The organism is Streptomyces sp. NPDC104381, assembly GCF_055583745.1.
On the sequence record NZ_JBVJNK010000004.1, the window covers coordinates 576,422 to 602,404 of the forward strand.

The following is a 25,983-nucleotide window of genomic DNA, read 5'->3' on the forward strand; positions in this document are numbered from 1 at the left end:
GGACACGTACAAGGGGACGACCACGGGACGCGTACGGGGCGCCCACGGGGACACGTACGGGTGGAACCGGTTGTGCCGCATTACCTTTTCTTTACACTTCTTGGGCAGGTCCAGTGGGTGACCGGCAGGGCACGGCAGGGGGAGGGCGATGACGTTGCAGCGCTACGCGACCACCGCGGGGGCGGCACGCGGTGCGATGCCCCGGCAGCCGGGCGCACCCGCCCGGGAACCGGTGGCCGGACACACCCCGGTGGTGCGTGATCTGCGGGGCGGGGGCGGCCGGGGGCCGCACGGCCTGGACTTCGCGGCGGGCGATGTCGTGGTGGTCTCCGGGCTGCCCGGCAGCGGCAAGTCGACGCTGATCCGCCGGGCGGTCGGGGAGCAGGCGGTCGACTCCCAGGACACCAGGGACCGGTGGGCGGCGGTCCTGCCCGCCTTACTCCCGTACGCCCTCTACCGTCCCCTGGTGCGCGTCGCGCACTACGCCGGGCTGTGGCGGCGGCTGCGGTCGGGCGGATCCGTCGTCGTGCACGACTGCGGTACGCAGGCCTGGGTGCGGCGCTGGCTGGCGCACGAGGCCCGGCGGCGGGGCGGCGTCCTGCACCTCCTCCTGCTCGACGTCACCCCCCTGGTGGCCAGGCAGGGGCAGCGGGAGCGCGGCCGTGGGGTGTCCGGCTACGCGTTCGCGCGGCACCGGCGAGCCGTCGGCCGGCTGCTGCGCGACACCGAGACGGGCCTGCTGCCCCGGGGCTGTGCCTCGGCGGTGCTGCTCGACCGGGACGCGGCGGCGGCGATCGGCAGGATCTCCTTCCGGGAGGCGGGACTCCCCCGGGAGTAGGCCGGTCGCGGCGTCACCATTCGCATACGCACAGTTCGCAGACGTCCGGCCGGCTGTCCGGTATCTGGACGGTGCGGTGGACCGGACGGCGTTCCCGACCGGGGCGCTGCCCCCGTGTCCCGACCCGGACTAAGGTTTCAGCCGCAGCGCACGGCGAGAAAGGGACACAGACACCGTGGACATTCCGGCTCAGGCCCAGGCCCCGTCGCATCCTTCCCAGGGGTGGCCGGCCAACGAGCTCGAAGAAGTGCTCAGCGCCTCGCTCGGCGTACCCGGGGCGGCCGGCCGGCTGGTCGAGGTGCTCGGCCGCAGCCAGGTCTGGGTGCCCCTGCCGAACGGCGGGGGGCCCGACAGCACCGGACTCGACCTGCCGACGGTCGACATCGACGGCGGCGCCTACGTCCCCGTGTTCAGCTCCGAGGCGCAGTTCCTCCAGTGCGCCGGCGCACACCTCTCCTTCACCGTCGCGCCCGCGCGCGAGTTCGCCCGCGGTCTGCCCCCGCAGCTCGGTGTCGCCGTGAACCCCGGCGGGGCCGTCGGGGTGCCGCTGCCGCCGGCCGCCGTCGCCGAGCTCTGCCGGGCCGGGCGCACCCCGCTGGACGGCCCCGCGAGCGGCGGGAGGGTGCGGCTGTACGAGCCGGACTGGAAGGAGGACCCCGTCGACTTCCTCTCCGCGGTGTCCGCCGAGTTCCAGGGCACCGGCGTGGTGGACACCGCGCGCCGGACGCTGGCCAGCATCGAGGGCGACAGCCCCGTCCTCATCGTCGGCGTCGAGGCCGCCGTGCGGGACGCTGCGGCGCAGAGTGCCCCGATGGACGCCCTGGGCCGCGCCCTGGGCCGGGTCCAGGTGCCCTGGCCGGTCAATCTCGTCCTGCTCGACCTGACCCAGGACCCGGTCGCCGACTGGATGCTGGAGAAGGTGCGCCCCTTCTACCGGCGCGACGCGTACTGAGAGCCGGGACCCCTGGCGCCACGTGGCGTCAAGCCGGTGTCAGGGGCGGCGCATAAGCTGGTTGGATGACGAGGCCGCCCCGTGTGCCCGGGAGTGGCGCCACAGCACCGCGCGGCATGCGGGAACAGCGGAACGAAGAGGGGCGGGACCCAGTGAGTGCGTCAGGCACCGCGGCGGCCGGGCAGGTCGAGCACATGCTTCGCCAAGTGACCCCCGGGCGCCTCGACGCGTACGAGGCGCTGCTGCGCTCCCTGGCGGACGGCCAGGTCTGGATGCTGCTCTGGCACGGCACGGCGGGCTCCCCCGACGCCCAGTACGGCAACATGGAGGTCGGCGGGACGGGTTACGCCCCGTGCGTGACCTCCGCCCAGGAGCTCTCGGCCAGCGGCTGGAACAGGGCCCACGAGGTGACCACGGGCCGGGACATCGCCCGTTCCCTCTTCCCCGACCGCTGGGGGATCTGGCTCAACCCGCACGCCCCCGGCGGCGGCGTCGGCATCCCGTGGCTGGATCTGCGGCGCATCGCCACCGGCCTCGACCGGATGCCCGCGGGGCCGCTGCGGCTCACCGAACCCGCCATCGAGCTCCCGCAGTTCTACGCCCTGCTGTCGCAGAACGCCCACCGCACCTCCGCCGTCCGCGCGCTGCGCCGTGCCTGGGTGCAGCCCGCGCTGGGCGCGCCGTACCTCGCGATCGGGCTCGACCTCTACGACAACGGCCGGCCGGCCGTCGACGCGGCCCGCGCGATGATGCAGCAGTCGATCGGCGTGGTCCCCGACGGGCTGCCCGTCTCCACGGTCTCGCTGTCCGACGAGTACGACCCCGTCGCGATGTGGCTCAACGCCAACGCCCGGCCGTTCTACGACCGCGAGGCGCACGCCCCGGCCCCCGCCGTCCCGGGGTACGGCTACCCGCCCGCCACCGGCCCGGCGCCGCGCGCGTACTGAGAAGGCGTCAGCGGGCCCAGGGGCCCCCGGCGGGGGCATTGATGACCTCTTCAACACCCCTGGGCGTCATGCCCGTTATGGCGCATTGGTGACCAGGGGATCCGCTCACCAAGCACAGCTGTCCGGATAACGGAAGACACTTGGCAGCATCACGTTTGAGCAAACATTCCCTGTCAGGTCTGGCGGGTGATCGCAAAGTGGTTGAAGACTCCACACAGCAGGTGCTCCATGCCCGGCGAACCCCTCTTTCAAACAGGGTGAGTTCGGCATGTGCGGTCGCATCTGTCATGTTTTGTTAGAGCCGCTACAGCGGCGGTCACAGGCCGGCCACCGTCGGCCGAGAGGGGTCTCCAGCGCAATGACGGCACCTATCGAGACCACCAGGGCGGATGCGCAGCCCGAAGCGGTGCTGGAAGGCGCGGGCCGCAAGGAGATCGAGGGCCGCTCGCTCGGCCGCATCGCCTGGACCCGCTTCAAGCGGGACAAGGCCGCGATGGCCGGTGGCATCGTTGTCGTCCTGCTGATCCTCACCGCGGTGCTCTCCAAGCCGCTCCAGTCCCTCCTGGGGCTCGACCCCAACGCGTTCAACCAGGACCTGGTCGACCCGGTCATGCTGGCGCCCAAGGGCTCCCTGGGCGGTATCAGCTGGGACCACCCCCTCGGGGTCGAACCGCAGACCGGCCGCGACATCCTCGCGCGCATCCTGGAGGGCTCCTGGGTCTCCCTCGTGGTGGCCGTCGGCTCCACGCTGCTCTCCGTCGCCATCGGCGTCGTCATGGGCGTCGTGGCCGGGTTCTACGGCGGCTGGGTGGACAGCTTCATCAGCCGCATGATGGACACCTTCCTCGCCTTCCCGCTGCTGCTCTTCGCGATCTCCATCTCCGCCTCCTTGCAGGGCGAGGCCTTCGGGATGGAAGGACTCACGCTGCGGATCGCCGTCCTGATCTTCGTGATCGGCTTCTTCAGCTGGCCCTACATCGGGCGCATCGTCCGTGCGCAGACCCTGTCGCTGCGCGAACGGGAGTTCGTCGAGGCCGCCAGGTCGCTGGGCGCCCGCGGACCGTTCATCCTCTTCCGCGAGCTGCTGCCGAACCTGATCGCGCCGATCCTCGTGTACGCGACGCTGCTGATCCCCACGAACATCCTCTTCGAGGCCTCCCTGTCCTTCCTCGGCGTGGGTATCGCCCCGCCGCAGGCGTCCTGGGGCGGCATGCTCACGCAGGCGGTCGACCTCTACGAGGTGGACCCGATGTTCATGGTCATCCCCGGTATGGCGATCTTCATCACCGTGCTGGCCTTCAATCTGCTGGGGGACGGGCTGCGTGACGCACTCGACCCTCGTGGCAAGTAATCGCGGCAGTGCCGCACCGGACTAGCGAGGGGGCTTTCCTCAGCATGCAGAACAGAAAGACAGCAGCGGCCATAGCCGTGGCCGTAGCGGTGTCGCTCGGCGCCTCCGCCTGCAGCGGCAGCGACTCGGACGGCAAGGGCGGCTCCGGCGGCGGCAACGCCAAGGCCGACGCGGCGCTGACCTCGATCGTCAACCCGACCGACAAGAAGGGGGGGACGGTCACCTACGAGCACGCCAGTGGTCCCGACTCCCTGGACCCGGGCGACACGTACTACGGCTGGGTGCAGAACTTCTCCCGCCTGTACGGCCGTTCCCTGGTCACCTTCAAGCCGGCCGCCGGCGACGAGGGCCTGAAGGTCGTCCCCGACCTGGCCACCGACCTCGGCAAGCCCAGCGCCGACGCCAAGACCTGGACGTACACGCTCCGCAAGGGTGTGAAGTACGAGGACGGCACCGAGGTCACCTCGAAGGACGTCAAGTACGCCATCGAGCGCTCCAACTTCGCGCCGGAGGCCCTGTCCAACGGCCCGACGTACTTCAAGGCCTACCTCGAGGGCGGCGACAAGTACAAGGGCCCGTACAAGGACAAGTCGGCCGAGGGCCTCAAGTCCATCGAGACCCCGGACGACTACACGATCGTCTTCAAGCTGAACAAGCCGTTCGCGGACATGGACTACCTCGCCACCTTCTCGCAGACCGCACCGGTCCCGCAGAAGGCGGACAAGGGCGCCAGCTACGTCCAGAAGATCGTCTCCTCGGGCCCGTACAAGTTCTCCGCGTACGACGAGGGCAAGGGCGCGACGCTGGTCCGCAACCCGGAGTGGGACCCGAAGACGGACCCGATCCGCAAGGCGCTGCCGGACAAGATCGAGCTCAAGTTCAACGTCAACGCCACCACGATCGACGACCACCTGCTGGACGACACGATCACCGCCGGCATCGAGGGCACGGGCCTGCAGTCCAAGACCCAGCCCAAGGTCCTGGCGAAGGCCGCCGAGAAGGCGAAGACGGACAACCCGTACGGCGGCGTCCTGCAGTACATGGCGCTGAACGTCAACGTGAAGCCGTTCGACAACGTCGAGTGCCGCAAGGCCGTGCAGTACGCGGTCGACAAGCAGAGCCTGATCGACGCCATCGGCGGCTCGGTCAAGGGTGACCCGGCCACCACGGTCATCCCGCCGAGCGTCGCCGGGTACAAGAAGTTCGACCTGTACCCGACCGAGGGCAACAAGGGTGACATCGCCAAGGCGAAGGAACACCTGACCAAGTGCGGTCAGCCGAACGGCTTCAAGACCACGCTGACGGCCCGCTCGGACCGCCCCGACGAGATCCTCGCGGCCACCCAGCTCCAGAACAGCCTGAAGAAGATCGGCATCACCGCCGAGATCAAGCAGTTCCCGGCCAACAAGTACTTCACCGACTTCGCGGGCGTCCCGAACTGGGTCCACAAGAACAACGCGGGCATGATGATGATGCAGTGGGGTGCCGACTGGCCGACCGGCTTCGGCTTCCTCGACCAGATCGTCAACGGCACGGCCATCAAGCCCTCCGGTGGCACCAACCTGATGGAGCTCAACGACAAGGGTGTCAACGACCTCCTCGTCAAGGGCATCGGCACCGTCGACACCGCGGCGCGCAACGCCACGTGGGGCGAGGTCGACCAGAAGGTCATGGAGAACGCCTCGGTCGTTCCCCTCGCCTACCGCAAGAGCCTGCTCTACCGTCCGGACTCCGCGGCGAACGTGACCGTCACGAACGCCTACCTCGGCATGTACGACTACGTGCTGATGTCCTCCACCAAGTAACACCTGTTCATCGACGGCATCCCTTGAAAGGCAGGTGAAGGCGCCGGGCCGGCGGGCCACCCCGTCCGCCCGCCCGGCGCCGCACGGCTGTGGCTGCGTACATCATTCGACGCGTATTCGCCGCGGTGTTGCTGCTGCTGGTGGTCAGCGCAGTCACGTTCGCGATCTTCTTCCTGGTTCCCCGGCTCGGCGGCCAGACCCTCGACTCGATGGCGGCCCAGTACGTCGGGAAGAGCCCCGACCCGGACGTCATCGCCGCGGTCAAGAAGAACCTGGGGCTCGACCAGCCCCTGTACCTCCAGTACTGGCACTTCGTGAAGGGCATCGTCGTCGGTGCCGAGTACCAGTTCGGTCCCGACCCCGTCACCTGCAACGCCCCGTGCTTCGGGTACTCCTTCAAGACCCACACCGAGATCTGGCCGCAGATCGTCGACCGCATCCCGGTCACGCTGTCGCTGGCCGTCGGCGCGGCCGTCATCTGGGTCGTCTCCGGCATCGCCATCGGCGTCGTCTCCGCGCTGAAGCGCGGCTCGATCTTCGACCGGCTCTCCATGGGCGTGGCCCTCGCCGGTGTCTCGCTCCCCATGTTCTTCACGGGGCTCGCCGTGCTGGCGCTGTTCGGCAACGGGGAGTACGTCCCGTTCGCGGACAGCCCGCTCGAATGGGCGGGCAGCCTGGTCCTGCCCTGGTGCACGCTGGCCCTGCTGTACTCCGCGCTCTACGCCCGGCTCACCCGCGCGGGGATGCTGGAGACGATGGGCGAGGACTACATCAGGACCGCCCGGGCCAAGGGGCTGGAGGAACGCAAGGTGGTCGTCAAGCACGGCCTGCGCGCGGCCCTCACCCCGATCATCACCATCTTCGGCATGGACTTCGCGCTGCTGCTCGGCGGCGCGGTCATCACCGAGACGGTCTTCTCCTTCCAGGGAATGGGCGCCTTCGCCATCAAGGGCGTGACCGAGGCGGACCTTCCCAAGGTGATGGGCGTGACCCTGGTCGCCGCCTTCTTCATCGTCATCTGCAACCTGCTGGTGGACCTCGTGTACGCCGCGATCGACCCCCGGGTGAGGCTCTCATGAGCGAGGCAAGCAAGAAGGACTCCCCGGCGGCGGACACCGTCCCGGCGCAGCGGTCCGGCGACGACAAGGAATTCCTGTCCGTACGCAACCTCAGCGTCCACTTCGACACCGACGACGGCCTGGTCAAGTCCGTCGACGGCGTCAGCTTCGACCTGAAGGCCGGCCAGACCCTCGGCATCGTCGGCGAGTCCGGTTCCGGCAAGTCCGTGACCTCGCTGGGGATCATGGGCCTGCACACCTCGGAGCGGGCCCGGATCAAGGGTGAGATCTGGCTCGACGGCGAGGAGCTGATCGGCGCCGGCCCCGAGCGCGTACGGAAGCTGCGCGGCCAGAAGATGGCCATGATCTTCCAGGACCCGCTGTCGGCCCTGCACCCGTACTACAGCATCGGCGCGCAGATCGTGGAGGCCCACCGGGTCCACCACAAGGTCGACAAGAAGGCCGCGAAGAAGCGCGCGATAGAGATGCTCGACCGTGTCGGCATCCCCGAACCGCACCGCCGTTACGAGGACTTCCCGCACCAGTTCTCCGGCGGTATGCGCCAGCGCGCGATGATCGCGATGGCCCTGGTCAACAACCCGCAGCTGCTGATCGCCGACGAGCCGACGACCGCCCTCGACGTCACCGTCCAGGCGCAGATCCTCGACCTCATCCGCGATCTCCAGAAGGAGTTCGGCTCCGCGGTCGTCATGATCACCCACGACCTCGGCGTCGTCGCCGAGATCGCGGACAGCCTGCTGGTCATGTACGCGGGGCGCTGCATCGAGCGCGGCAGCGCGGAGAAGGTCTTCTACCAGCCCCAGCACCCCTACACCTGGGGGCTGCTCGGCTCGATGCCGCGCATCGACCGGGAGCAGACCGAGCGGCTCATCCCGGTCAAGGGCTCGCCGCCCAGTCTCATCAACGTCCCGTCGGGCTGCGCCTTCAACCCGCGCTGCCCGTACGCCGACGTCCCCGCGGACAACATCACCCGCACCGAGCGCCCGGAGCTGAAGATGGTCAGCGACGGGCACTACTCCGCGTGCCACATGTCGCGTGAGCAGCGGGAAAAGATCTGGACCGAAGAGATTGCGCCGAAGCTGTGACTGATCTGAAGAAGAAGGCCGCCGAGGCGTCGGCGGCGCAGTCGGACGGGTCCGGGCCGGAGCCGCTCCTCAAGGTCGACGGCCTGGTCAAGCACTTCCCGATCACCAAGGGCGTGCTGAAGCGCAAGGTCGGGGCGGTCCAGGCCGTGGACGGGCTCTCCTTCGACGTGCGCCCCGGGGAGACCCTGGGCGTCGTCGGTGAGTCGGGCTGCGGCAAGTCGACCATGGGCCGGCTGGTGACCCGGCTCCTGGAGCCGACCGGCGGCACGGTCGAGTTCCAGGGCCGCGACATCACGCACCTGTCCCCGGGGAAGCTGCGGCCGATGCGCCGCGACATCCAGATGATCTTCCAGGACCCGTACGGCTCGCTGAACCCGCGCCACACGGTCGGCGGCATCGTCGGGACCCCGTTCCGGCTCCAGGGCGTCAAGCCCGAGGGCGGAGTGAAGGCGGAGGTCCAGCGGCTGCTGGAGCTGGTCGGCCTCAACCCCGAGCACTACAACCGCTACCCGCACGAGTTCTCCGGCGGCCAGCGCCAGCGCATCGGCATCGCGCGGGCGCTCGCCCTGAAGCCGAAGCTGGTCGTCGCGGACGAGCCGGTCTCGGCGCTGGACGTGTCGATCCAGGCGCAGGTGGTGAACCTGCTGGACGACCTCCAGGACGAGCTCGGGCTCACGTACATGATCATCGCGCACGACCTGTCGGTCATCCGCCACGTCTCGGACCGGATCGCGGTCATGTACCTCGGCAAGATCGTCGAGCTCGCGGACCGTACGTCGCTGTACGAGGCGCCGATGCACCCGTACACGAAGGCGCTGATGTCCGCGGTGCCCGTGCCGGACCCGCGCCGGCGCGGTGCCAAGAGCGACCGCATCCTGCTCAAGGGCGACGTGCCGTCGCCGATCTCGCCGCCGAGCGGCTGCCGCTTCCACACCCGGTGCTGGAAGGCAACGCAGGTCTGCGGGACGACCGAGCCGCCGCTGCTCCAGCTGAAGACCGGGCACCAGGTGGCGTGCCACCACCCGGAGAACGGCGAGGACCAGGCCCCGGGGGACGCGCCGCTCGTCGCGGACGTGATCACGGTGAAGTCCGCCGCCACCGAGGAACCGGCCGTGGTGGAGGAGGCTCCCGAGCCCGCCGCCGAGGAACCGGCCGCGGTGGAGGAGGCTCCCGAGCCCGCCGCCGAGGAACCGGCCGTGGCGAAGAACGAGCCGAAGGACGAGCCGAAGGGCAAGCCGGAGGACGAGCCGAAGGAGTAGTACCGGCACAATTGCCCGGTGCTCAACGAACTCTTCACCCCCTCCGTCCAGCATGCGCTCGACATCGTCGGGATCTTCGTCTTCGCGATCTCGGGCGCCCTGCTCGCCGTACGCAAGAACTTCGATGTCTTCGGCATCGCGGTCCTCGCCGAGGTCACAGCGCTGGGCGGGGGGATCTTCCGTGATGTGATGATCGGCGCCATCCCCCCGGCGGCCTTCACGGATCTCGGCTACTTCGTGACCCCCCTGATCGCCGCCGGCCTGGTCTTCTTCCTGCACCCGCACGTGGAGCGGATCCAGGTCGGCGTCAACGTCTTCGACGCGGCGGGGCTGGGGCTCTTCTGCGTGTCCGGCACGATCAAGGCCTACGAGTACGGGCTCGGCCTCACCTCGTCCGCCGCCCTCGGGCTGGCCACCGCGGTCGGCGGCGGTGTGCTGCGCGACGTCCTGGCCAACGAGGTGCCCTCGCTGCTGCGCTGGGACCGCGACCTGTACGCCGTGCCCGCGATCGTCGGCGCCGTCATGGTGGTCCTCTGCATCCGCTTCGACGCCCTCGGCGCCTACACCAGCGGTGCCGCCGCGATCACCGCCTTCGTCCTGCGGCTGCTGGCCATGCGCTTCCACTGGAGGGCCCCGCGCGCCTACAACAGGCGCTCGGCCCGGGCCGAGGAGACATCGGCCGTCATCTGAGCGAAACAAAAAGCTACCGCTCAGTAATACGATCGGTGTAGCGTGCATTCCATGGCACAGGCAGCAGCGCAGGAGTCGCCCGCGGTACGGGCGACCATCGGTGACAGTGAATTCGACCGCGACACCGCCGTCACGCTCCGGGAGGAAGGCGTCTACGACGCGGAACTCTCCGCGGGCTGGACGATCATCCACGCGGTCAACGGCGGCTATCTGCTCGCCATGGTCGGGCGCGCGCTCGGCCAGGCGCTCCCGCACGCCGACCCCTTCTCGGTCTCCGCGCACTACCTGACGGCCTCCGTCCCCGGCCCCGCCGTGATCCGCACCCAGGTCGTCCGCACCGGCCGCACGCTCTCCACCGGCCAGGCCTCGCTCGTCCAGTTCGCGGAGGACGGCACGGAGATCGAGCGCATCCGGGTGCTGGCCACCTACGGCGACCTGGACGGACTGAGCGAGGAGGTCCGTACGACCGCCGAGCCGCCCGCCATGCCGCCCAGGGAGCAGTGCCTCGGCACGAGCGACGGCACGGCGCCGATCCCCGGCAGCTCGGCCATCACCGAACGGCTGGACATCAAGCTCGACCCGGCGACCGTCGGCTGGGCCGTCGGCGCGCCGTCGGGCAAGGGCGAGATGCGGGGCTGGTTCGGGCTCGCGGACGGCCGCGACGCGGATCCGCTGTCGCTGCTGCTCACCGTGGACGCGCTGCCGCCGACCTCGTTCGAGCTGGGGCTGAAGGGCTGGACGCCCACCATCGAGCTCACCACCCACATCCGCTGCCGCCCGGCCCCCGGCCCGCTGCGCGTCTCCATCACCACCCGCAACCTCGCGGGCGGCTTCCTGGAGGAGGACGCGGACGTCTGGGACAGCGCCGGCCGTCTGGTCGCCCAGTCCCGCCAGCTGGCCCGCGCGCCCCGAGGCTGAGCCGCCGGGCCGGGCGCCCGGCCCCACCATCATGACGGGAGGGGCCGAGCGCCCGGCCCTCTCCCGTCATGATGGTGCCGTGAAGTCCGACCGGCTGCTCTCCGTCCTGCTGCTGCTCCAGACCCGTGGGCTGGTCCCCGCCGGTGAGCTGGCCGAGCGCCTCGAAGTCTCCGTACGCACCATCTACCGGGACGTCGAGGCGCTCTCGGCCGCCGGTGTGCCCGTCTACGCGGAGCGGGGGCGCAACGGGGGCATCGCCCTGCTGCCGGGCTTCCGTACCGATGTCACCGGGCTCACCGCCGACGAGGCGCGCGCCCTGTTCGTCCTCGCGGCGCAGGGGGCCCACGCGGCGCTCGGGCTGGACGACGCGCTCGGCTCCGCCCTGCGCAAGGTGATGGCCGCGCTCCCGGCCCCGCACCGGCCCGCCGCCGAGCAGACCAGCCGGCGCATCCTGGTGGACCCGGTCCGCTGGATGAGCGGCCCCCGGGCCGCCGTGGACGTGGGCGAGCTGCACGACGCGGTCTTCGCCGACCGGCGGCTCCTGCTGCACTACCGGCACAGCGGCACGGACACCCCGCGCGTCTACACCGTCGACCCGTACGGCCTCGTGGTGAAGGCGGGCGTCTGGTACCTGATCGCCGACCTGGAGGGCGCGCCCCGGCTCTTCCGCGCGGACCGGGTGCGGCGGGCGGCCGTCACCGAGGAGCCGGTGGTGCGCAGGGCGGGCGTGGAGCCCGCCGACGTATGGGAGGAGCTGCGCCGGCAGGTCGAGGAGCGGCCGGGGGACGTACGGCTCCGGGTGCGCGTGCACCGGTCCCGGCTGGACCTCTTCGTACGCCTCCACGCCGGGGTGCTGACCGGGCCGCCGGTCCCCGAGCAGGAGCGGGCGGGGGAGTGGCTGCTGGCCGAGCTCGCCGTGCCGGAGCTGGGCTGGGCGCGTTCCCTGCTCTCCTTCGGCCCGAACCTCGAAGTGCTGGAACCCCCGGAGGCCCGCCGCGTGCTCGCCGAGGCCGCGGCGGCCGTCACGGAGCTGTACGCAGGAAACGGGTGAGGGCCGCCGTGAGCTCGGCGGGCGCGTCCTCCTGGACGAGGTGCCCGGCCCCCTCGATCAGCCGCAGCTCGGCACCCGGGATCATCCCGGCCAGCTCATGGCCGCGGGCCACCGGGATCCAGGTGTCCTCCGTGCCCCAGCACACCAGCACAGGCAGCTCCAGCTCCCCGTAGCGGTGCTGGATCTCGTCGGTGAACCGCTGGTCGTTCTGGGCGATCTGCCGGTAGAACGCGGGCTGCCCGGCCTCCGTGCACCAGGGGGCGACGAGCCGGTCCAGCACCGCCGGGTGCAGCCCCCGGTGGCTCGCCGAGCCGACGTACTCGCGCACCAGCGCCCGGTGCAGGTCCGGCGGCAGCTCCCCGAAGACCTCGGCGTGCCCGCCGAGCAGCCGGTACGCGGGCGAGCCCCAGGGGGCCAGCGCCACCGGGTCGACGAGGGCCAGGCGCCGGTAGCGGGCGCCGTGCAGGAGATGGGCGCGCAGGGCGACGCATCCCCCGAAGTCATGGGCGGCCACGGCCGGTTCGTCGAGCTCCCAGTGTTCGAGCAGCTCGGCGAGCACCCAGGCGTGGGCGCGGAGCGACACGTCCTGGCCGGCGTACTGCGCGGAGGTGCCGTACCCGGGCAGGTCCCAGACGTACACCCGGTGGTCCTGCGCCAGGCCCCGGGCGATGCCGCGCCAGACGTACGAGGAGAAGGGCGTGCCGTGCACCAGGACCACCGGCGGGGCCTGCTCCGGGCCCAGCACGTCCCAGCGCACCTCGCCCGAGGAGCTGTCGAAGGTCCGGTCCAGGCTCCAGTCGCTCATGAACCCGACCCTACGGCCTCGCCGTCCAGCCAGTGGGCCCGCCCCAGCGTGACCAGCCGCAGCCGGCGCCGCGCCACCCGGACGACCTCCCGCTCGCCGTCCGGGCCGGCGTCCAGAAGGGCCGAGGCGGTGAGCACCATGTGGTCGACGTACAGCCCGCCCAGCATCAGGAGGTCCTCCCGGCTCCAGCCCGCCGACCCGGGCTCCGTGCCGAGGGCCCGGGCGACCTCCTCGGCGAAGCCGCTCAGCTGGGCGGCGATGGCGTCACGTACCTCCCGGACACCGCCGTGCTGTTCACGGGCGATGAAGCGGAAGTGGGCGGGCTGCGCGGTGACATGACGGGCTATCAGCTCGACGCTGCGGTCGAGCCGCTCCTCGCTGTCCCCGGTGTCGGCGAGGATCGCGCCGATCATGCCGTGCAGGCTGCCCAGGGCCTCCTCGACGAGGGCGACACCCAGGGCCGCCGTGCCGTCGAAGTGGCGGTAGAAAGCGGTCGGGGTCATGCCCACGGCCCGTGTCACCTCGCGCAGGCCCAGGCTGCTGAGGCTCTGGTGCTCCAGCAGCTCCAGGGCCGCGTCGAGCAGTGCCTGGCGCGTCCTCAGCTTCTGGGCCTGGCGGACGCCGATGGTGTGACTCATGCCATTCAGTAAACAACCGTTCTCCGAGTCTTGGAAGGGGTGGAGGGTTTAGACTCAAGAGTCAGTGAACAGTCGTACTCTCAAAGCTCGCAGAAAGGCCGGACATGTTCGTCCTCGTCGCCGCACTGCTCCTGCTGGGGGTCGTCCTCGGAGCGGTCGCGCACCTTCCGCTGCCCGTGACCCTGACCGCCGCGGCCGTGATCGGCCTCTGGCTGGCGGTCTTCGGTGTCCGTGAACGCCTCGCCCGCCGCACCCGCTGACGAAGGAGACGCACCATGACTCTCACCACCGCACGCACCGCCCTGCGCGAGGCCGTCTCCGGTGACTCGCGTTCCGACGAAGCCCGTCCCGATGAGGTCCGTGCCGTCGACTCCCGTGCCGTCGACTCCCGTGCCGGTGAGGCCCGTTCGGCCGGAGCCCCCTCCGGCGAGGAGCCCTCGACGCCTTCCACCCCGGGCCGTCCCGCGACCCGGGAGGCCGACGGGCTCGCCGTCGCCTCGTTCGTGCTCGGGCTGCTCGGCCTTCTCGTGATGAACATCCTGCTGGGGCCCGTCGCCATCGTCATGGCGCTCATCGCCCTCGCCCGCTCGACCGCCCGGCGGGGCCGCGCCCTGCTCGGACTGGGCCTCGGCGTCGCCGACCTGATCGTCCTGGCCGTCCTGGTCACGCAGAACGGCACCGTCTCCTGGAGCCTCGCCGGCTGACCGCGCTCAGGCGCGGACCGAGCGCCAGATCCGCTCGGGCAGCAGGCGCGCCGCCTCGTCGAGGTCGACGTCGTCGATGCCCGACAGTGACCGCCGCGCCACGGCGACGACGGGGCCCATGAACAGGGACTCGACCAGCGGCAGGGGGAGCGGAGCCAGCTCCCCGGACTCGGTGTGGAGCCTGATCCACCCTCCCACCTCCGAGACCCTGGCCTCCTGGGCGTCGCGGAACTCCCGGCCCCGCGTCATGCTCCTGCGGTCGGCCAGGGGGGAGTGCAGGAGCAGGGCGGGCTCACGATGCTCCTGGACGAACGTCAGATAGGCCCGCACGGCCGCGGCGACGCCCTCGCGCGCGGTGCCGGATTCCCGCAGGGCCGCGGTCAGTTCGCCCAGCAGCCGGTCCAGCCAGCGGTGGCTGAGCGTGGCGATCAATCCGTCGATGCTGCCGAAGTGGTGGTACAGGCTGCCGAGGCTGACACCGCTGTCCCGGACGACGGCGCTGACCGTGAGACCCTGCTCGCCGGACGCGGCGAACACCCGCAGCGCGGCATCCAGGAGCAGGTCGGACGTGACTTCGCCGCGTTGCTGCTTGGGGCTCATCGAGCATCGTTCCTGTGGTTCCGGGGCGGGCGCTTCCGCGTGAATTTCTGGAGCGAGTTTCCAGAAGACGCTTCCGCATCCAGTATCCACTGGTCAGACTTCCCCGGGAACCGAAAGAGTGTCACGGGGGAGACGGCGTGGGCGTGTTGGACCTGACGGGCAGTGGTGCCAAGCCACTGGAGCCGGACGACCCCGCACAGATCGGCGGAATTCCGCTCGCGGGACGGCTCGGCTCCGGCGGAATGGGGCGGGTCTACCTCGGGGTCCACGAGGGGCGGTACGTCGCCGTCAAACAGGTGCTGCCCTCGATCGCCGGGGAGGACCAGGACTTCGTACGCCGCTTCGGCCACGAGCTCGACAACCTCTCCCGGCTGCCCGCCGAGGCCACCGCCCCCCTGATCGCCAGTGACCGCGACGCCCGGCCGCCCTGGCTGGCGACCGCGTACGTCCCCGGGCTCACCCTGAGCGAGGCCCTCAGGCTGCACGGGGGACCGCTGCCCGCCGACACCCTCCGGTTCCTGCTGCGGGAGGCCGCCGCGGGTCTGATGGCCGTGCACGAGCTGGACATGGTGCACCGCGACCTCAAACCGTCCAACGTCATGCTGACGGTCGACGGCGCCACCGTCATCGACTTCGGCGTGGCCCGCGCCACCGAGCAGAGCCAGCTGACCAGGAGCGGCATGGTGGTCGGCACCCCGGCGTACATGGCTCCCGAACAGGCCACCACGAGGCGGGACCTGACGGGCGCCGCCGATGTGTTCGCCCTGGGCTCGGTCCTCGCGTACGCGGTCAGTGGCAGCCCGCCCTTCGGGGACGAGTCGGGCCCCGCCGTGCTCTACCGCATCGTGCACGAGGAACCCGACCTGGACGCGGTGCGGCGGCTGGACCCCGCGCTCGCCGACGTCGTCGCGGCCTGCCTGGCCAAGGACCCGGAGGACCGCCCCACGGCCGCCGAACTGGTCCGCCGCGCCCTGGAGCAAGGGCCGTTCACGTCCCCTCCGTGGCCCGATTCCCTCAGCGGGAACCTCGCCGCGAAGGCGGCCTTCGCGGCGCAGGTCCAGAAGATCGAACTGCCGCCGCCCGTCTCCGTGGAGACGCGGAACCTCGGGCGCGGGGCCCGCCCGAAGTTCCGCGAGCGGCCGAGGCGGACCCGTCTCCTCCTCACCGTCGTCCCGGTCGTCGTGACGGTGGGCGGAGCGACACTCGCCGTACAGCTCCTGCCCCATGTCTCGGCGCCGGACGACCACCAGGCCGCCGGCCCGTCCGTCTCCGTCACCGCCCCCGTCCTGCCCGGTGCCTCCTCCTCCGGAGCGGGCCCGTCCGGCTCGGCGTCACCGGGTAAGTCGCCGACCGGCGGGGACAAGGACGGGAAGGACGGGGGAGGGGACAAGGAGACGGACGGGTCCGTGTCCCCCGCCACGGGCGCCGGGGATGCCGGCGGCGGTGCCCAGGAGGGCTCCGGCGGATCCTCCTCGGCCGGCGGGAGCTCCGGCGGTTCGGACGCGGGGGGCGCAGGTGACTCCGGCGGCACGGGGGCGTCGGGCGGCTCCGACGCGGGAGGAGGCACCACACCCTCCGGGGCCCACCGCTATCGCAACGGCGGGAACGGCAAGTGCCTCGCCGCCCCGTTCAACGGCTACCCGAGCACCGGCAACTGCGACGGCTCGGGCACCGTCTGGAGCGTCCGGAGCGTGTCCGGCGGATCCTTCCAGCTCGTCCAGGAGTCGGGCAGGTCGTGCCTCAGCGCCGGCGCGGGAGGGGTCCTGCTGCTCTCGTGCAACGAGGACGCCTCACGCCAGTGGCGGTCGGGACCGGGAGGCACCTTCGTGAGCGTCGGCACCGGGGGCTGCCTCGGAACGGGGAACGGCGGCGGCCTCCTGGCGGACAGCTGCTCGGGAGCGGCGGCCCAGCGCTGGACGGCCGTCTGAACACCGCCTGGCCCCTGCCCGCGGTTCCTCCGGGCCGCCACGGGCCGGGGGCCCGCCGTGCCGGGTGCCGCCCCCGGCACACCCCGGGCCACGGGCTCGTAGAATCGTCACCACCATGGCTTACCTCGACCACGCCGCGACCACGCCGATGCTTCCGGAGGCGATCGCGGCGATGACCGCGCAGCTCGCCGTCACCGGCAACGCGTCCTCACTGCACGCCGCCGGGCGCCGGGCCCGCCGTACCGTCGAGGAGTCCAGAGAAGCCCTCGCCGACTCCCTCGGCGCACGCCCCAGCGAGGTGGTCCTGACCTCCGGCGGCACCGAGGCCGACAACCTCGCCGTCAAGGGCCTCTACTGGGCCCGCCGCGACGCCGACCCCCGGCGCACCCGGGTCCTCGCCAGCCCGGTGGAGCACCACGCCGTCCTCGACGCGGTGGACTGGCTCGCCGAGCACGAGGGCGCCACCGTCGAATACCTCCCGGTCGACACGTACGGGCGGGTGCACCCGGACGCGCTGCGGGAGGCGCTCGCGCGTGATCCCGACGATGTCGCCCTGATCACCGTGATGTGGGCCAACAACGAGATCGGCACCATCATGCCGATACGTGAACTGGCCGAGGTGGCGCGCGAGTTCGGCGTCCCCATGCACGCCGACGCGGTCCAGGCCTACGGGCAGCTGGAGGTCGACTTCGCCCGCTCCGGGCTGGCCGCCATGACGGTCAGCGCGCACAAGATCGGCGGCCCGTTCGGCATCGGCGCCCTGCTGCTCGGCCGGGACCAGGCCCCGGTGCCCGTCCTGCACGGCGGCGGCCAGGAGCGGCAGGTGCGCTCCGGCACCCTCGACGTCCCCGCCGTGGCGGCGTTCGCCGTGGCCGGACGGCACGCCGCCGACGGGCGCGAGCGCTTCGCCCGTGAGATCGGCGCACTCCGGGACGAGCTGGCCGCAGCCGTGCTGAAGGCGGTCCCCGACGCCCTCCTCGGCGGTGACCCGGCCCCCGGCGGGCGGCTGCCCGCCAACGCCCACTTCACCTTCCCCGGCTGCGAGGGCGACTCCCTCCTGCTGCTGCTCGACGCCCAGGGCATCGAGTGCTCCACCGGGTCCGCGTGCACCGCCGGCATCGCCCAGCCCAGCCATGTGCTGCTGGCCACCGGCACCGACCCCGAGCTGGCGCGCGGCACCCTCCGCTTCTCGCTCGGCCACACCTCGACCCACCGGGACGTGGAGGAGGTCGCGCGGGCGATCGGCCCCGCGGTCGAGCGGGCCAGGACGGCGGGGCTCAGCTAGCCCGCGGCCCCTCGGTCCCGCCCGTGGACGCGGCCCGGACCAGCTTCATGTAGCGGGTCCAGTCCCAGTGCGGTCCGGGGTCGGTGTGGTCCGTGCCGGGCACCTCGACGTGCCCGATGATGTGCTCGCGGTCCATCGGGATCCCGTACCGCTTGCATATCGCCGCCGTCAGCCGCGCCGAGGACTCGTACATCGCCGCGGTGAAGTCCTGCGGGCGGTCGACGAAGCCCTCGTGCTCGATGCCGACGCTGCGTTCGTTGAAGGAGCGGTTGCCCGCGTGGTACGCCACGTCGAGCTCGCGGATCATCTGCGTCACCCGGCCGTTCTGCCCCACGATGTAGTGCGTCGCCGCCTGGTGCGCCGGGTCCTGGAACACCTTGACCGCGCTGGCGTAGCTGCCCTGGGTGACATGGATGATCACCCGATCCACGCCGTAGTCGTCGGGGCGGTCGGCCCGTCGCCAGTTGGCCTCGGAGGCCGCGACCCAGCTCGCCGGTGCGTAGTCCAGCTCGCCTGCCTTGCGGGGCTTCTCCACGCCCGGCACCCGCCACCAGACACGCCGGATCTCCCCCGCGGCCAGCGCGGCCGTGCCGGCCGCGGCGGCCCCGCCGCCGATCAGCAGCGAGCGGCGGCTGATGCCGTGACCGGGGCCTTTGCCCGGTGACCCGGCACTCCCGTTGTTCCCCATGTGCTCCTCAACGCATATCCGCGAGCATTCGGTTCCCGGAGCCCCGTACTCTGGAGAAGCTATGACTCAGACCTCCCAGCGCCCCCTCCGTGTGCTCGCCGCCATGTCGGGCGGAGTCGACTCCGCCGTCGCGGCGGCCCGAGCCGCCGAGGCGGGCCACGACGTGACCGGCGTGCACCTCGCCCTCTCCGCGAACCCGCAGTCCTTCCGTACGGGCGCGCGAGGCTGTTGCACCATCGAGGACTCCCGGGACGCCCGCCGCGCGGCGGACGTCATCGGCATCCCGTTCTACGTCTGGGACCTGGCGGAACGCTTCCGCGAGGACGTCGTGGACGACTTCGTCGCGGAGTACGAGGCCGGGCGCACGCCCAACCCCTGCCTCCGCTGCAACGAGAAGATCAAGTTCGCCGCGCTGCTCGACAAGGCGCTGGCCCTCGGCTTCGACGCGGTCTGCACCGGCCACTACGCCACCGTCGTGCTGAACGAGGACGGAACCCGGGAGCTGCACCGCGCCTCGGACATGGCCAAGGACCAGAGCTACGTCCTCGGTGTCCTCGACGAGAAGCAGCTCGCCCACGCGATGTTCCCGCTGGGCGACACCCTCACCACCAAGGACGAGATCCGGGCCGAGGCCGAGCGCCGGGGCCTGGCGGTCGCCAAGAAGCCCGACAGCCACGACATCTGCTTCATCGCGGACGGCGACACCCAGGGCTTCCTGGCCGGACGCCTCGGCGGCCCGGCGGAGGGCGACATCCTCGACGAGTCCGGGGCGAAGGTCGGCACCCACGAGGGCGCCTTCGGCTTCACCATCGGCCAGCGCAAGGGCCTGCGCATCGGCCACCCCGCCCCCGACGGCAAGCCCCGCTACGTCCTGGACATCTCCCCGGTGAACAACACGGTGACGGTGGGCCCGGTGGAAGCCCTCGACGTCACCGCCCTCACCGCGATCAGGCCCCGCTGGTGCGGCACCGCCCCCGCCGGCCCCGGGACGTACACCGCGCAGCTGCGCGCCCACGGCGGCGAGACCGAGGTGACGGCCGAGCTCACCGACGGCACCCTGAACGTCACCTTCACCGAGCCGGTCCGCGGCGTGGCCCCGGGCCAGGCGGTCGTGCTGTACGACGGCACCCGGGTGGTCGGGTCCGCCACGATCGCGACGACGGTGCGCAAGGAGAAGGCGGCCTCCGCCGCCGGCTGACGGACGTCCGGGCCGGCCGGGTCGCTCCCCTGCGACGACCCGGCCGTATCGGCGGCTCCCGCGCCGAGGGCCGGCCTCAGGAGGCCGTGCGCAGGAACGAATCGCGGGCGAAGAAGTCCGACAGCACCGGCGCGATCGCGTGCGGCGCCAGTTCGCGGGTCTGGCCCGTCAGGGTGCGGTGCCGCGCCCGGGGGATCGCGTCCGCGAGGGCGCGGGTCGTCCGATGCGCCTGCTCCATGCTGAAACCGCCGGTCACCACCAGGGTGCGCGCCGTCACGGAGGCGAACCTCGCGCCGGGCACCGATCCGTCGCCCAGCAGGGCGTCGTCGTACGCCAGGGTGTGGGCCAGCCCTTCGAGGCCGGACCACAGCGGCGCGCGGCGCATCCGGGCCACCGTCTCCTCCGGGACACCGGTCCGCGACAGGTACAGCGCGACGGCGCCGCCCCGGTCGCCCGCCGCCAGCAGCCGGTGCAGCAGGGCCGTGCAGCGCGACTTGTACAGCAGGCCGGCGGCACCCGGGGTGTACGGCGGCTCGTAGACGGCGAGCAGCTCCACGGGCAGCCCCGCGGCCTGCGCCTCCAGGGCCAGCGCCCCGCCCGACAGCATGCCGAACACCGAGACGCGCCCGCCCGCCGCGGCGGCGACGGCCGACAGGTCCTCGATCTCGCGGCGTGGGCTGTACGGCCCGCCGTCCCCGCTCGCCCCGCGCCCCCGGCGGTCGTACGTCACGACCGTGAATCGCGGGGCCAGCAGAGCGGCCAGCGGCGCCTCGTCGGCCGCGGTGCTCAGGGCACCGCCGACCAGGATCACCGGCGGCCCGTCACCGTGGCGGCGGTACGCGATCGACGTGCCGTCACGGGAGAGAGTCTTGTCCATGCGAGGGTGGACTGCCGGGCCCCGCGGAACTCATCGGCGGTACGGAGAAATATTTCTGACGGTCAGTCGGGCGGGATCAGTCGGGGACGACCTCCGTGGCGTAGAAGCAGAAGTGGTCCTTGATCGCCGCTACTTGGTCCTTGGGCTCCGGGTAGGCCCATACGAGGTCCGCCGCATCCGGCACCGACCAGTACGAGGCGTCACCCTTGAACGGGCAGTGCGTACGGGTGTCCGAGGGCGTCAGCAGATCCGTACGCACGTCCTCGGGCGGCAGGTAGTAGCGGTCGGGGCAGCCCGTCTCGCGCAGCACCAGGGGGCGGCTGCTCTCGGCGAGCAGCTGCCCGCCGTGCACCGCGCGCACGTGCACGTCCTCGGGCCCGACGGTGATGGTGTGTCCTGTGAGGGAGGTCATACGAGGTTCAGCCGAGAAGGAGCCCGGTTTCTTCCCGGGCCGGGGACCGGTCGTACGGTGTCCGCATGAACATCTGCGTCTTCCTCTCCGCCGCCGACCTCGACGACCGCTACACCGTGCCCGCGCGTGAATTCGCCGAGCTGCTCGGCCGGGGCGGGCACACCCTGGTCTGGGGCGGATCGGAGAGCGGGCTGATGAAGGTCGTCGCCGACGGCGTCCAGGAGTCCGGCGGGCGGCTCGTCGGGGTGTCGGTGGACTTCCTCGCGGCGAAGGCGCGGACGAACGCCGACGAGATGGTGATAGCCAAGGACCTGGCCGAGCGGAAGGCGCTGCTCCTGGAGAAGTCCGACGCCGTCGTGATCATGGTCGGCGGGACGGGGACGCTGGACGAGGCGACGGAGATCCTGGAGCTGAAGAAGCACGGCAAGCACACCAAGCCCGTCGTCCTGCTGAACACCGCCGGGTTCTACGACGGGCTGCACCAGCAGTTCCGGCGCATGGAGGACGAGGGCTTCCTGCCGCTCCCGCTGACCGAGCTGGTCTTCTTCGCCGAGGACGGTGTGGGGGCCCTGGCCTACCTGGAGGAGTCGGCCGGCCTGCAGTGACGCGAGCGCCCGCGGTGACGGGAGGCGCCCCCGGTGATGCGAGCATGAGGGCATGCCTACTCATCTCATCACCGGCGCCGGCTCCGGCATCGGAGCGGCCGTCGCCCGCCGGCTCCTGGAGCGCGGCGACGACATCGTGCTGCTGGCCCGGGACGCCGGGCGCGCCAAGGAACTGGCCGCGCTCCACCCCGGGGCCCGCACGCTCGTGGGCGACCTCGGCAACCCCGACCGGCTCTCCTGGGCCTTCGGGCAGCAGACGATGCCCGAGCGCCTCGACTCGCTGCTCCACATCGCGGGCGTCGTCGAGCTCGGCACCGTCGGCGACCTCACCCCCAAGGCCTGGCACTTCCAGCTCAACGCCAACCTGGTCTCCCCGGCCGAGCTGACCCGCCTCCTGCTGCCGCAGCTGCGCGTCACCCAGGGCCACGTCGTCTTCGTGAACTCCGGCGCCGGTCTCGCCGCGCACGCGGAATGGAGCGCGTACGCGGCGAGCAAGCACGGGCTGAAGGCCCTCGCCGACTCGCTGCGCCACGAGGAGCACGGCAACGGCGTCAGGGTCACCTCCGTCTACCCCGGCCGCACCGCCAGCCCGATGCAGGCCAAGGTCCACCGGCAGGAGGGCAAGGAGTACGACGCCTCCCGCTGGATCGACCCGGAGTCGGTGGCCACCACCATCCTGCTCGCGCTCGATCTGCCCAAGGACGCCGAGGTCAACGACCTGACGGTCCGCCCCGGCCGCTGAGACCCCGCCCCCCGGGCCCGTAGGCTTTCCGTGTGAGCGAGAAGAGCGGGTTCAGCGCGAGTGCAGCCACCGGGATCGGGTCCATGCCGGGGGGAGACGCCCGGGAGGCGGCCAAGACCGTCACCGGGTCCTTCGCGGACGGCCAGGGCATGCCGTACCTGGCCGAACTGCCCGCCCGGGGCCCCGGCGCGGACATGATCGGGCGGACCGTCGGGCTGCTCGTCGAGATGTACGGGCATGTGGAGCCCAGCGGCTGGCGGATCAGCGACCGCCCCGGCCGCGACACCCGCCGGGCCCGCTCCTGGCTCGGCGAGGACCTCGACGCACTGGAGGAGTTCACCCAGGGCTACGAGGGGCTGCTCAAGGTCCAGGCCGTCGGGCCCTGGACCCTGGCCGCCTCGCTCGAACTGCGCGGCGGCGAGGCCATGCTGGGCGACCCGGGGGCCTGCCGCGACCTGGCGGGCTCGCTGGCCGAGGGGCTGCGCTCCCACCTCGCCGAGGTGCGGCGCCGGGTGCCCGGCGCCGAGGTGGTGCTCCAGCTCGACGAACCCTCCCTGACCGCCGTGCTCCAGGGCCGGGTCAGGTCGGCGAGCGGCTACCGCACCTACCGGGCCGTGGACCGCCAGACCGTCGAGGGAACACTGCGCGAGGTGCTCGCGGTCGACGGCGACGGGCTCACGGCCGTCCACTCCTGCGCGCCGGAGGTGCCGTTCGCCCTGCTGCGCCGCGCGGGGGCGGGCGCCGTGTCCTTCGACTTCTCCCTGCTCACCGAGCGTGAGGAGGAGTCGATCGGGGAAGCCGTCGAAGGCGGCACCCAGCTCTTCCTCGGCGTGGTTCCCGGCGTCGACGGCGCCTCGACCGCATTGTCGGACCCGGGCGGTAGCGTCAGTGAGGTCAGGACGTTGTGGAGCAGGCTGGGGCTGAATCCGGGGACTCTCAGCGAGTCCGTCGTGATCACCCCGTCCTGCGGGCTGGCGGGAGCGTCACCCGCGTACGCGCGCGCCGCGCTCGCCCACTGCGCCCGGGCCGCGAGGTCGCTCGCGGACAACCCTGAGTAACGGGTCGAAGTGTCAACGGGGCAACGGGAGGAACAGGCGATGGCCGGCGAACAGCAGGTGGGGCAGGTGACCGGTGTGCCGGCGGAGGTGCGGGAACAGCACGCACTCCTCGCCGAGCAGATCGAGGAGCACCGCTTCCGGTATTACGTGAAGGACCAGCCGGTCGTCGACGACGCCGAGTTCGACCGGCAGATGCGCGCGCTGGAGGCGATCGAGGAGGAGCACCCCGGGCTGCGGACGCCGGACTCGCCGACCCAGAAGGTCGCCGGTCCGTACACCACGGAGTTCACCTCCGTCGAGCACCGCGAGCGCCTGCTCTCCCTGGACAACGCCTTCGACGACGCCGAGCTCGCCGCCTGGGCCGACCGCGTGGCCAAGGACGTGGGCGGGGGCGGATACCACTTCCTGTGCGAGCTCAAGGTGGACGGTCTCGCGGTCAACCTCACCTACGAGCACGGCAGGCTGACCCGCGCGGCGACCCGGGGCGACGGACGCACGGGGGAGGACATCACCCCCAACGTCCGTACGATCGCGGACATCCCGCTGCGCCTCAAGGGCGACCGCGTCCCCGAGCTCGTCGAGGTCAGGGGCGAGGTCTTCTTCCCCATGGAGGCCTTCGAGGGGCTCAACGCCCGGCTGGTCGAGGCCGGCGACAAGCCCTTCGCGAACCCGCGCAACGCGGCCGCGGGATCGCTGCGGCAGAAGGACCCGAAGGTCACCGCGACCCGCCCGCTCCACATGGTGGTGCACGGCATCGGCGCCCGCGAGGGCTTCGACATCGAGCGGCTCTCCCAGGCGTACGACCTGCTGAAGGAGTGGGGCCTGCCGACCGCCAAGCACAACAAGGTGGTCGGATCCCTCGACGAGGTACGGGAGTTCATCGCCTGGTTCGGCGAGAACCGCCAGTCCGTGGAGCACGAGATCGACGGTGTCGTCGTCAAGCTCGACGAGATCCCGCTCCAGGGCAGGCTGGGCTCCACCTCGCGCGCGCCGCGCTGGGCGATCGCCTGGAAGTACGCGCCGCAGGAGGTCAACACCAAGCTGGTCAACATCCGCGTCGGTGTCGGCCGCACCGGCCGGGTCACCCCGTACGCCCAGGTCGAACCGGTCGAGGTGGCGGGATCGGAGGTCGAGTTCGCCACCCTCCACAACCAGAACGTGGTGAAGGCCAAGGGCGTCCTCATCGGCGACACCGTGGTGCTCCGCAAGGCGGGGGACGTCATCCCGGAGATCCTCGGGCCGGTCGTCGATCTGCGCGACGGCAGCGAGCGGGAGTTCGTCATGCCGTCCGAGTGCCCCGAGTGCGGGACGGCGCTGCGCCCCATGAAGGAGGCCGACATCGACCTCCGCTGCCCCAACGCCCGCTCCTGCCCCGCTCAGTTGCGGGAGCGCCTGGCCTACCTCGCGGGCCGCAAGTGCCTGGACATCGACCACTTCGGCTATGTGGCGGCCGCGGCCCTCACCAAGCCCCTGGAGCCCGCCGAACCGCCGCTGCTGGACGAGGGCGATCTCTTCGGGCTGACGGTGGACCAGCTGCTGCCGATCCGGGCGTACGTCCTGGACGCGGACAGCGGACTGCCCAAGCGTGACCCGAAGACGGGCGAGGAGAAGATCGCCACGGTCTTCGCCAACCAGCAGGGCGAGCCGAAGAAGAACGCCCTCGGCATGCTGGAAGGCATCGCGGCGGCCAGACAGGCCCCGCTCGCCCGGATCCTCACCGGGCTCTCCATCCGCCATGTGGGTCCGGTCGCCGCCGTCGAGCTGGCCCGGCAGTTCCGCTCCGTCGACCGGATCGACGAGGCGTCCGAGGAGGAGCTGGCCGCGGCGGACGGGGTGGGCCCCATCATCGCCGCCTCCGTCAAGCAGTGGTTCGCCGAGGACTGGCACCGCGAGATCCTGCGCAAGTGGCGGGAGGCCGGGGTCCGGATGGAGGACGAGGGCGCGGGCGAGGACGAGGGGCCGCGGCCGCTGGAGGGGCTCACCGTCGTGGTCACGGGCACGCTGGCCGGCCACACCAGGGACGGGGCCAAGGACGCGCTCCAGAGCCTGGGGGCGAAGGTCACCGGATCCGTCTCGAAGAAGACCTCATTCGTCGTGGTGGGGGACAACCCCGGGTCGAAGTACGACAAGGCGATGCAGCTGAAGGTGCCCGTCCTCGACGAGGAGGGCTTCGCGGTGCTCCTGGAGCAGGGGCCGGACGCGGCCAGGGAGGCAGCCGTCCCCGCCGAGGAGGTCTGATCGAGGCGCGATCGAGACGCGGGCGACGCGTGTTCGGGCGCCGGAGGGGAAGCAATCGGACAGGAGAGGACACGGGCACCCGGTCCACCCCGTACGCATCACCCGTTCGGCGCTTATCAGACAGTGGGCGACACAGGACCGCATTCGGGCAAGAGCTGCAGAGCGCTGCCCGCAGGAGCCCTCGTCGGCCTACTGTTGAACGAGCACCTGCCGTGCCCGGCCGCGTGGTG

General features: G+C 71.7%; 26 protein-coding genes. 20 read left to right on the forward strand and 6 right to left on the reverse strand.

Annotation, left to right across the window (positions count from 1 at the left end; genetic code table 11):
• Positions 1-148: 148 nt before the first annotated feature.
• The 11 genes from ACZ607_RS16395 to ACZ607_RS16445 all read left to right on the forward strand — a co-directional run bounded on the left by ACZ607_RS16395 (position 149) and on the right by ACZ607_RS16445 (position 11,975).
• Entirely contained in the window at positions 149-838 is a 690-nt protein-coding gene (locus ACZ607_RS16395) for an AAA family ATPase (RefSeq protein ID WP_469735362.1), read from the forward strand.
• Between the two features lie 175 nt (positions 839-1,013).
• Positions 1,014-1,790 (forward strand): enhanced serine sensitivity protein SseB, encoded by a 777-nt coding sequence (locus ACZ607_RS16400; protein WP_469735363.1) that lies wholly within the window; start codon positions 1,014-1,016, stop codon positions 1,788-1,790.
• A 152-nt stretch (positions 1,791-1,942) separates the two neighbouring features.
• Positions 1,943-2,737 carry an enhanced serine sensitivity protein SseB C-terminal domain-containing protein gene (locus ACZ607_RS16405; protein ID WP_469735364.1) on the forward strand — a complete coding sequence of 265 codons (795 nt, stop codon included), beginning with the start codon at positions 1,943-1,945 and terminating at the stop codon, positions 2,735-2,737.
• 358 nt (positions 2,738-3,095) lie between these two features.
• The gene (locus ACZ607_RS16410; RefSeq protein WP_469735365.1) at positions 3,096-4,088 is read left to right on the forward strand and encodes an ABC transporter permease; all 993 of its coding nucleotides are present in this window, start codon (positions 3,096-3,098) and stop codon (positions 4,086-4,088) included.
• A 44-nt stretch (positions 4,089-4,132) separates the two neighbouring features.
• Positions 4,133-5,893 (forward strand): ABC transporter substrate-binding protein, encoded by a 1,761-nt coding sequence (locus ACZ607_RS16415; protein WP_469735366.1) that lies wholly within the window; start codon positions 4,133-4,135, stop codon positions 5,891-5,893.
• An 89-nt stretch (positions 5,894-5,982) separates the two neighbouring features.
• Positions 5,983-6,972: an ABC transporter permease gene (locus ACZ607_RS16420; protein ID WP_469735367.1), complete on the forward strand. Its 990-nt coding sequence runs from the start codon at positions 5,983-5,985 to the stop codon at positions 6,970-6,972.
• Positions 6,969-8,057, forward strand: a complete 1,089-nt coding sequence (locus tag ACZ607_RS16425; protein WP_469735368.1) for an ABC transporter ATP-binding protein — start codon at positions 6,969-6,971, stop codon at positions 8,055-8,057. The genes ACZ607_RS16420 and ACZ607_RS16425 overlap by 4 nt, the downstream gene beginning before the upstream one ends.
• On the forward strand, positions 8,054-9,316 hold the full coding sequence (locus ACZ607_RS16430) for an ABC transporter ATP-binding protein (RefSeq protein ID WP_469735369.1): 1,263 nt from the start codon (positions 8,054-8,056) through the stop codon (positions 9,314-9,316). Before ACZ607_RS16425 ends, ACZ607_RS16430 begins: the two co-directional genes overlap by 4 nt.
• A gap of 18 nt (positions 9,317-9,334) precedes the next feature.
• Entirely contained in the window at positions 9,335-10,006 is a 672-nt protein-coding gene (locus ACZ607_RS16435) for a trimeric intracellular cation channel family protein (protein ID WP_469735370.1), read from the forward strand.
• 51 nt (positions 10,007-10,057) lie between these two features.
• The gene (locus tag ACZ607_RS16440; RefSeq protein ID WP_469735371.1) at positions 10,058-10,924 is read left to right on the forward strand and encodes a thioesterase family protein; all 867 of its coding nucleotides are present in this window, start codon (positions 10,058-10,060) and stop codon (positions 10,922-10,924) included.
• A 79-nt stretch (positions 10,925-11,003) separates the two neighbouring features.
• Positions 11,004-11,975 carry a helix-turn-helix transcriptional regulator gene (locus tag ACZ607_RS16445; protein ID WP_469735372.1) on the forward strand — a complete coding sequence of 324 codons (972 nt, stop codon included), beginning with the start codon at positions 11,004-11,006 and terminating at the stop codon, positions 11,973-11,975.
• Here ACZ607_RS16445 and ACZ607_RS16450 read toward each other — a convergent pair.
• Together ACZ607_RS16450 and ACZ607_RS16455 are read right to left on the reverse strand one after the other, a co-directional pair.
• The gene (locus ACZ607_RS16450; RefSeq protein WP_469735373.1) at positions 11,947-12,780 is read right to left on the reverse strand and encodes an alpha/beta fold hydrolase; all 834 of its coding nucleotides are present in this window, start codon (positions 12,778-12,780) and stop codon (positions 11,947-11,949) included. The genes ACZ607_RS16445 and ACZ607_RS16450 overlap by 29 nt on opposite strands.
• Complete coding sequence (locus tag ACZ607_RS16455) at positions 12,777-13,418, reverse strand: TetR family transcriptional regulator (protein ID WP_469735374.1); 642 nt, start codon at positions 13,416-13,418, stop codon at positions 12,777-12,779. The genes ACZ607_RS16450 and ACZ607_RS16455 overlap by 4 nt, the downstream gene beginning before the upstream one ends.
• Before the next feature lie 104 nt (positions 13,419-13,522).
• On the opposite strand from ACZ607_RS16455, the gene ACZ607_RS16460 reads away from it, so the two are divergent.
• The gene (locus ACZ607_RS16460) at positions 13,523-13,678 is read left to right on the forward strand and encodes a hypothetical protein (RefSeq protein ID WP_099174352.1); all 156 of its coding nucleotides are present in this window, start codon (positions 13,523-13,525) and stop codon (positions 13,676-13,678) included.
• A 15-nt stretch (positions 13,679-13,693) separates the two neighbouring features.
• Positions 13,694-14,122: a DUF4190 domain-containing protein gene (locus tag ACZ607_RS16465; protein WP_469735375.1), complete on the forward strand. Its 429-nt coding sequence runs from the start codon at positions 13,694-13,696 to the stop codon at positions 14,120-14,122.
• A 6-nt stretch (positions 14,123-14,128) separates the two neighbouring features.
• Here the strand turns inward: ACZ607_RS16465 and ACZ607_RS16470 are convergent, their stop codons facing one another.
• Entirely contained in the window at positions 14,129-14,722 is a 594-nt protein-coding gene (locus ACZ607_RS16470) for a TetR/AcrR family transcriptional regulator (protein WP_469735376.1), read from the reverse strand.
• A 143-nt stretch (positions 14,723-14,865) separates the two neighbouring features.
• On the opposite strand from ACZ607_RS16470, the gene ACZ607_RS16475 reads away from it, so the two are divergent.
• Positions 14,866-16,650 carry a serine/threonine-protein kinase gene (locus ACZ607_RS16475; protein ID WP_469735589.1) on the forward strand — a complete coding sequence of 595 codons (1,785 nt, stop codon included), beginning with the start codon at positions 14,866-14,868 and terminating at the stop codon, positions 16,648-16,650.
• A gap of 115 nt (positions 16,651-16,765) precedes the next feature.
• A complete protein-coding gene (locus ACZ607_RS16480; RefSeq protein ID WP_469735377.1) occupies positions 16,766-17,935 on the forward strand; it encodes a cysteine desulfurase family protein in 1,170 nt (389 codons plus the stop codon).
• Here ACZ607_RS16480 and ACZ607_RS16485 read toward each other — a convergent pair.
• Entirely contained in the window at positions 17,928-18,623 is a 696-nt protein-coding gene (locus tag ACZ607_RS16485; protein ID WP_469735378.1) for an N-acetylmuramoyl-L-alanine amidase, read from the reverse strand. The genes ACZ607_RS16480 and ACZ607_RS16485 overlap by 8 nt on opposite strands.
• A 61-nt stretch (positions 18,624-18,684) precedes the next feature.
• Between ACZ607_RS16485 and mnmA the strand changes: the two genes are divergently transcribed.
• Positions 18,685-19,821 (forward strand): tRNA 2-thiouridine(34) synthase MnmA, encoded by a 1,137-nt coding sequence (gene mnmA, locus ACZ607_RS16490; protein WP_469735379.1) that lies wholly within the window; start codon positions 18,685-18,687, stop codon positions 19,819-19,821.
• Positions 19,822-19,897: 76 nt separating this feature from the next.
• On the opposite strand, the gene ACZ607_RS16495 is transcribed toward mnmA, so the two are convergent.
• The gene (locus tag ACZ607_RS16495; RefSeq protein WP_469735380.1) at positions 19,898-20,698 is read right to left on the reverse strand and encodes an alpha/beta fold hydrolase; all 801 of its coding nucleotides are present in this window, start codon (positions 20,696-20,698) and stop codon (positions 19,898-19,900) included.
• Positions 20,699-20,774: 76 nt separating this feature from the next.
• A complete protein-coding gene (locus ACZ607_RS16500; RefSeq protein ID WP_469735381.1) occupies positions 20,775-21,110 on the reverse strand; it encodes a DUF427 domain-containing protein in 336 nt (111 codons plus the stop codon).
• A gap of 65 nt (positions 21,111-21,175) precedes the next feature.
• On the opposite strand from ACZ607_RS16500, the gene ACZ607_RS16505 reads away from it, so the two are divergent.
• The 4 genes from ACZ607_RS16505 to ligA are packed head-to-tail and all read left to right on the forward strand — an operon-like array spanning position 21,176 to position 25,753.
• On the forward strand, positions 21,176-21,715 hold the full coding sequence (locus ACZ607_RS16505; protein WP_469735382.1) for an LOG family protein: 540 nt from the start codon (positions 21,176-21,178) through the stop codon (positions 21,713-21,715).
• A 52-nt stretch (positions 21,716-21,767) separates the two neighbouring features.
• Entirely contained in the window at positions 21,768-22,457 is a 690-nt protein-coding gene (locus ACZ607_RS16510; protein ID WP_469735383.1) for an SDR family oxidoreductase, read from the forward strand.
• A gap of 32 nt (positions 22,458-22,489) precedes the next feature.
• A complete protein-coding gene (locus ACZ607_RS16515; protein WP_469735384.1) occupies positions 22,490-23,515 on the forward strand; it encodes a methionine synthase in 1,026 nt (341 codons plus the stop codon).
• 39 nt (positions 23,516-23,554) lie between these two features.
• Entirely contained in the window at positions 23,555-25,753 is a 2,199-nt protein-coding gene (gene ligA, locus ACZ607_RS16520) for an NAD-dependent DNA ligase LigA (RefSeq protein WP_469735385.1), read from the forward strand.
• The last annotated feature ends 230 nt before the right edge of the window (positions 25,754-25,983 follow it).

What these genes read in the sequence shown, in the direction of transcription:
- ACZ607_RS16395 (WP_469735362.1), top strand. Translation starts at nt 149, where the DNA reads ATGACGTTGCAGCGCTACGCGACCACCGCGGGGGCGGCACGCGGTGCG.
- ACZ607_RS16410 (WP_469735365.1), top strand. Translation starts at nt 3,096, where the DNA reads ATGACGGCACCTATCGAGACCACCAGGGCGGATGCGCAGCCCGAAGCG.
- ACZ607_RS16415 (WP_469735366.1), top strand. Translation starts at nt 4,133, where the DNA reads ATGCAGAACAGAAAGACAGCAGCGGCCATAGCCGTGGCCGTAGCGGTG.
- ACZ607_RS16425 (WP_469735368.1), top strand. Translation starts at nt 6,969, where the DNA reads ATGAGCGAGGCAAGCAAGAAGGACTCCCCGGCGGCGGACACCGTCCCG.
- ACZ607_RS16440 (WP_469735371.1), top strand. Translation starts at nt 10,058, where the DNA reads ATGGCACAGGCAGCAGCGCAGGAGTCGCCCGCGGTACGGGCGACCATC.
- ACZ607_RS16450 (WP_469735373.1), bottom strand. Translation starts at nt 12,780, where the DNA reads ATGAGCGACTGGAGCCTGGACCGGACCTTCGACAGCTCCTCGGGCGAG.
- ACZ607_RS16455 (WP_469735374.1), bottom strand. Translation starts at nt 13,418, where the DNA reads ATGAGTCACACCATCGGCGTCCGCCAGGCCCAGAAGCTGAGGACGCGC.
- ACZ607_RS16460 (WP_099174352.1), top strand. Translation starts at nt 13,523, where the DNA reads ATGTTCGTCCTCGTCGCCGCACTGCTCCTGCTGGGGGTCGTCCTCGGA.
- ACZ607_RS16465 (WP_469735375.1), top strand. Translation starts at nt 13,694, where the DNA reads ATGACTCTCACCACCGCACGCACCGCCCTGCGCGAGGCCGTCTCCGGT.
- ACZ607_RS16470 (WP_469735376.1), bottom strand. Translation starts at nt 14,722, where the DNA reads ATGAGCCCCAAGCAGCAACGCGGCGAAGTCACGTCCGACCTGCTCCTG.
- ACZ607_RS16480 (WP_469735377.1), top strand. Translation starts at nt 16,766, where the DNA reads ATGGCTTACCTCGACCACGCCGCGACCACGCCGATGCTTCCGGAGGCG.
- ACZ607_RS16485 (WP_469735378.1), bottom strand. Translation starts at nt 18,623, where the DNA reads ATGGGGAACAACGGGAGTGCCGGGTCACCGGGCAAAGGCCCCGGTCAC.
- mnmA (WP_469735379.1), top strand. Translation starts at nt 18,685, where the DNA reads ATGACTCAGACCTCCCAGCGCCCCCTCCGTGTGCTCGCCGCCATGTCG.
- ACZ607_RS16495 (WP_469735380.1), bottom strand. Translation starts at nt 20,698, where the DNA reads ATGGACAAGACTCTCTCCCGTGACGGCACGTCGATCGCGTACCGCCGC.
- ACZ607_RS16500 (WP_469735381.1), bottom strand. Translation starts at nt 21,110, where the DNA reads ATGACCTCCCTCACAGGACACACCATCACCGTCGGGCCCGAGGACGTG.
- ACZ607_RS16505 (WP_469735382.1), top strand. Translation starts at nt 21,176, where the DNA reads ATGAACATCTGCGTCTTCCTCTCCGCCGCCGACCTCGACGACCGCTAC.
- ACZ607_RS16510 (WP_469735383.1), top strand. Translation starts at nt 21,768, where the DNA reads ATGCCTACTCATCTCATCACCGGCGCCGGCTCCGGCATCGGAGCGGCC.
- ligA (WP_469735385.1), top strand. Translation starts at nt 23,555, where the DNA reads ATGGCCGGCGAACAGCAGGTGGGGCAGGTGACCGGTGTGCCGGCGGAG.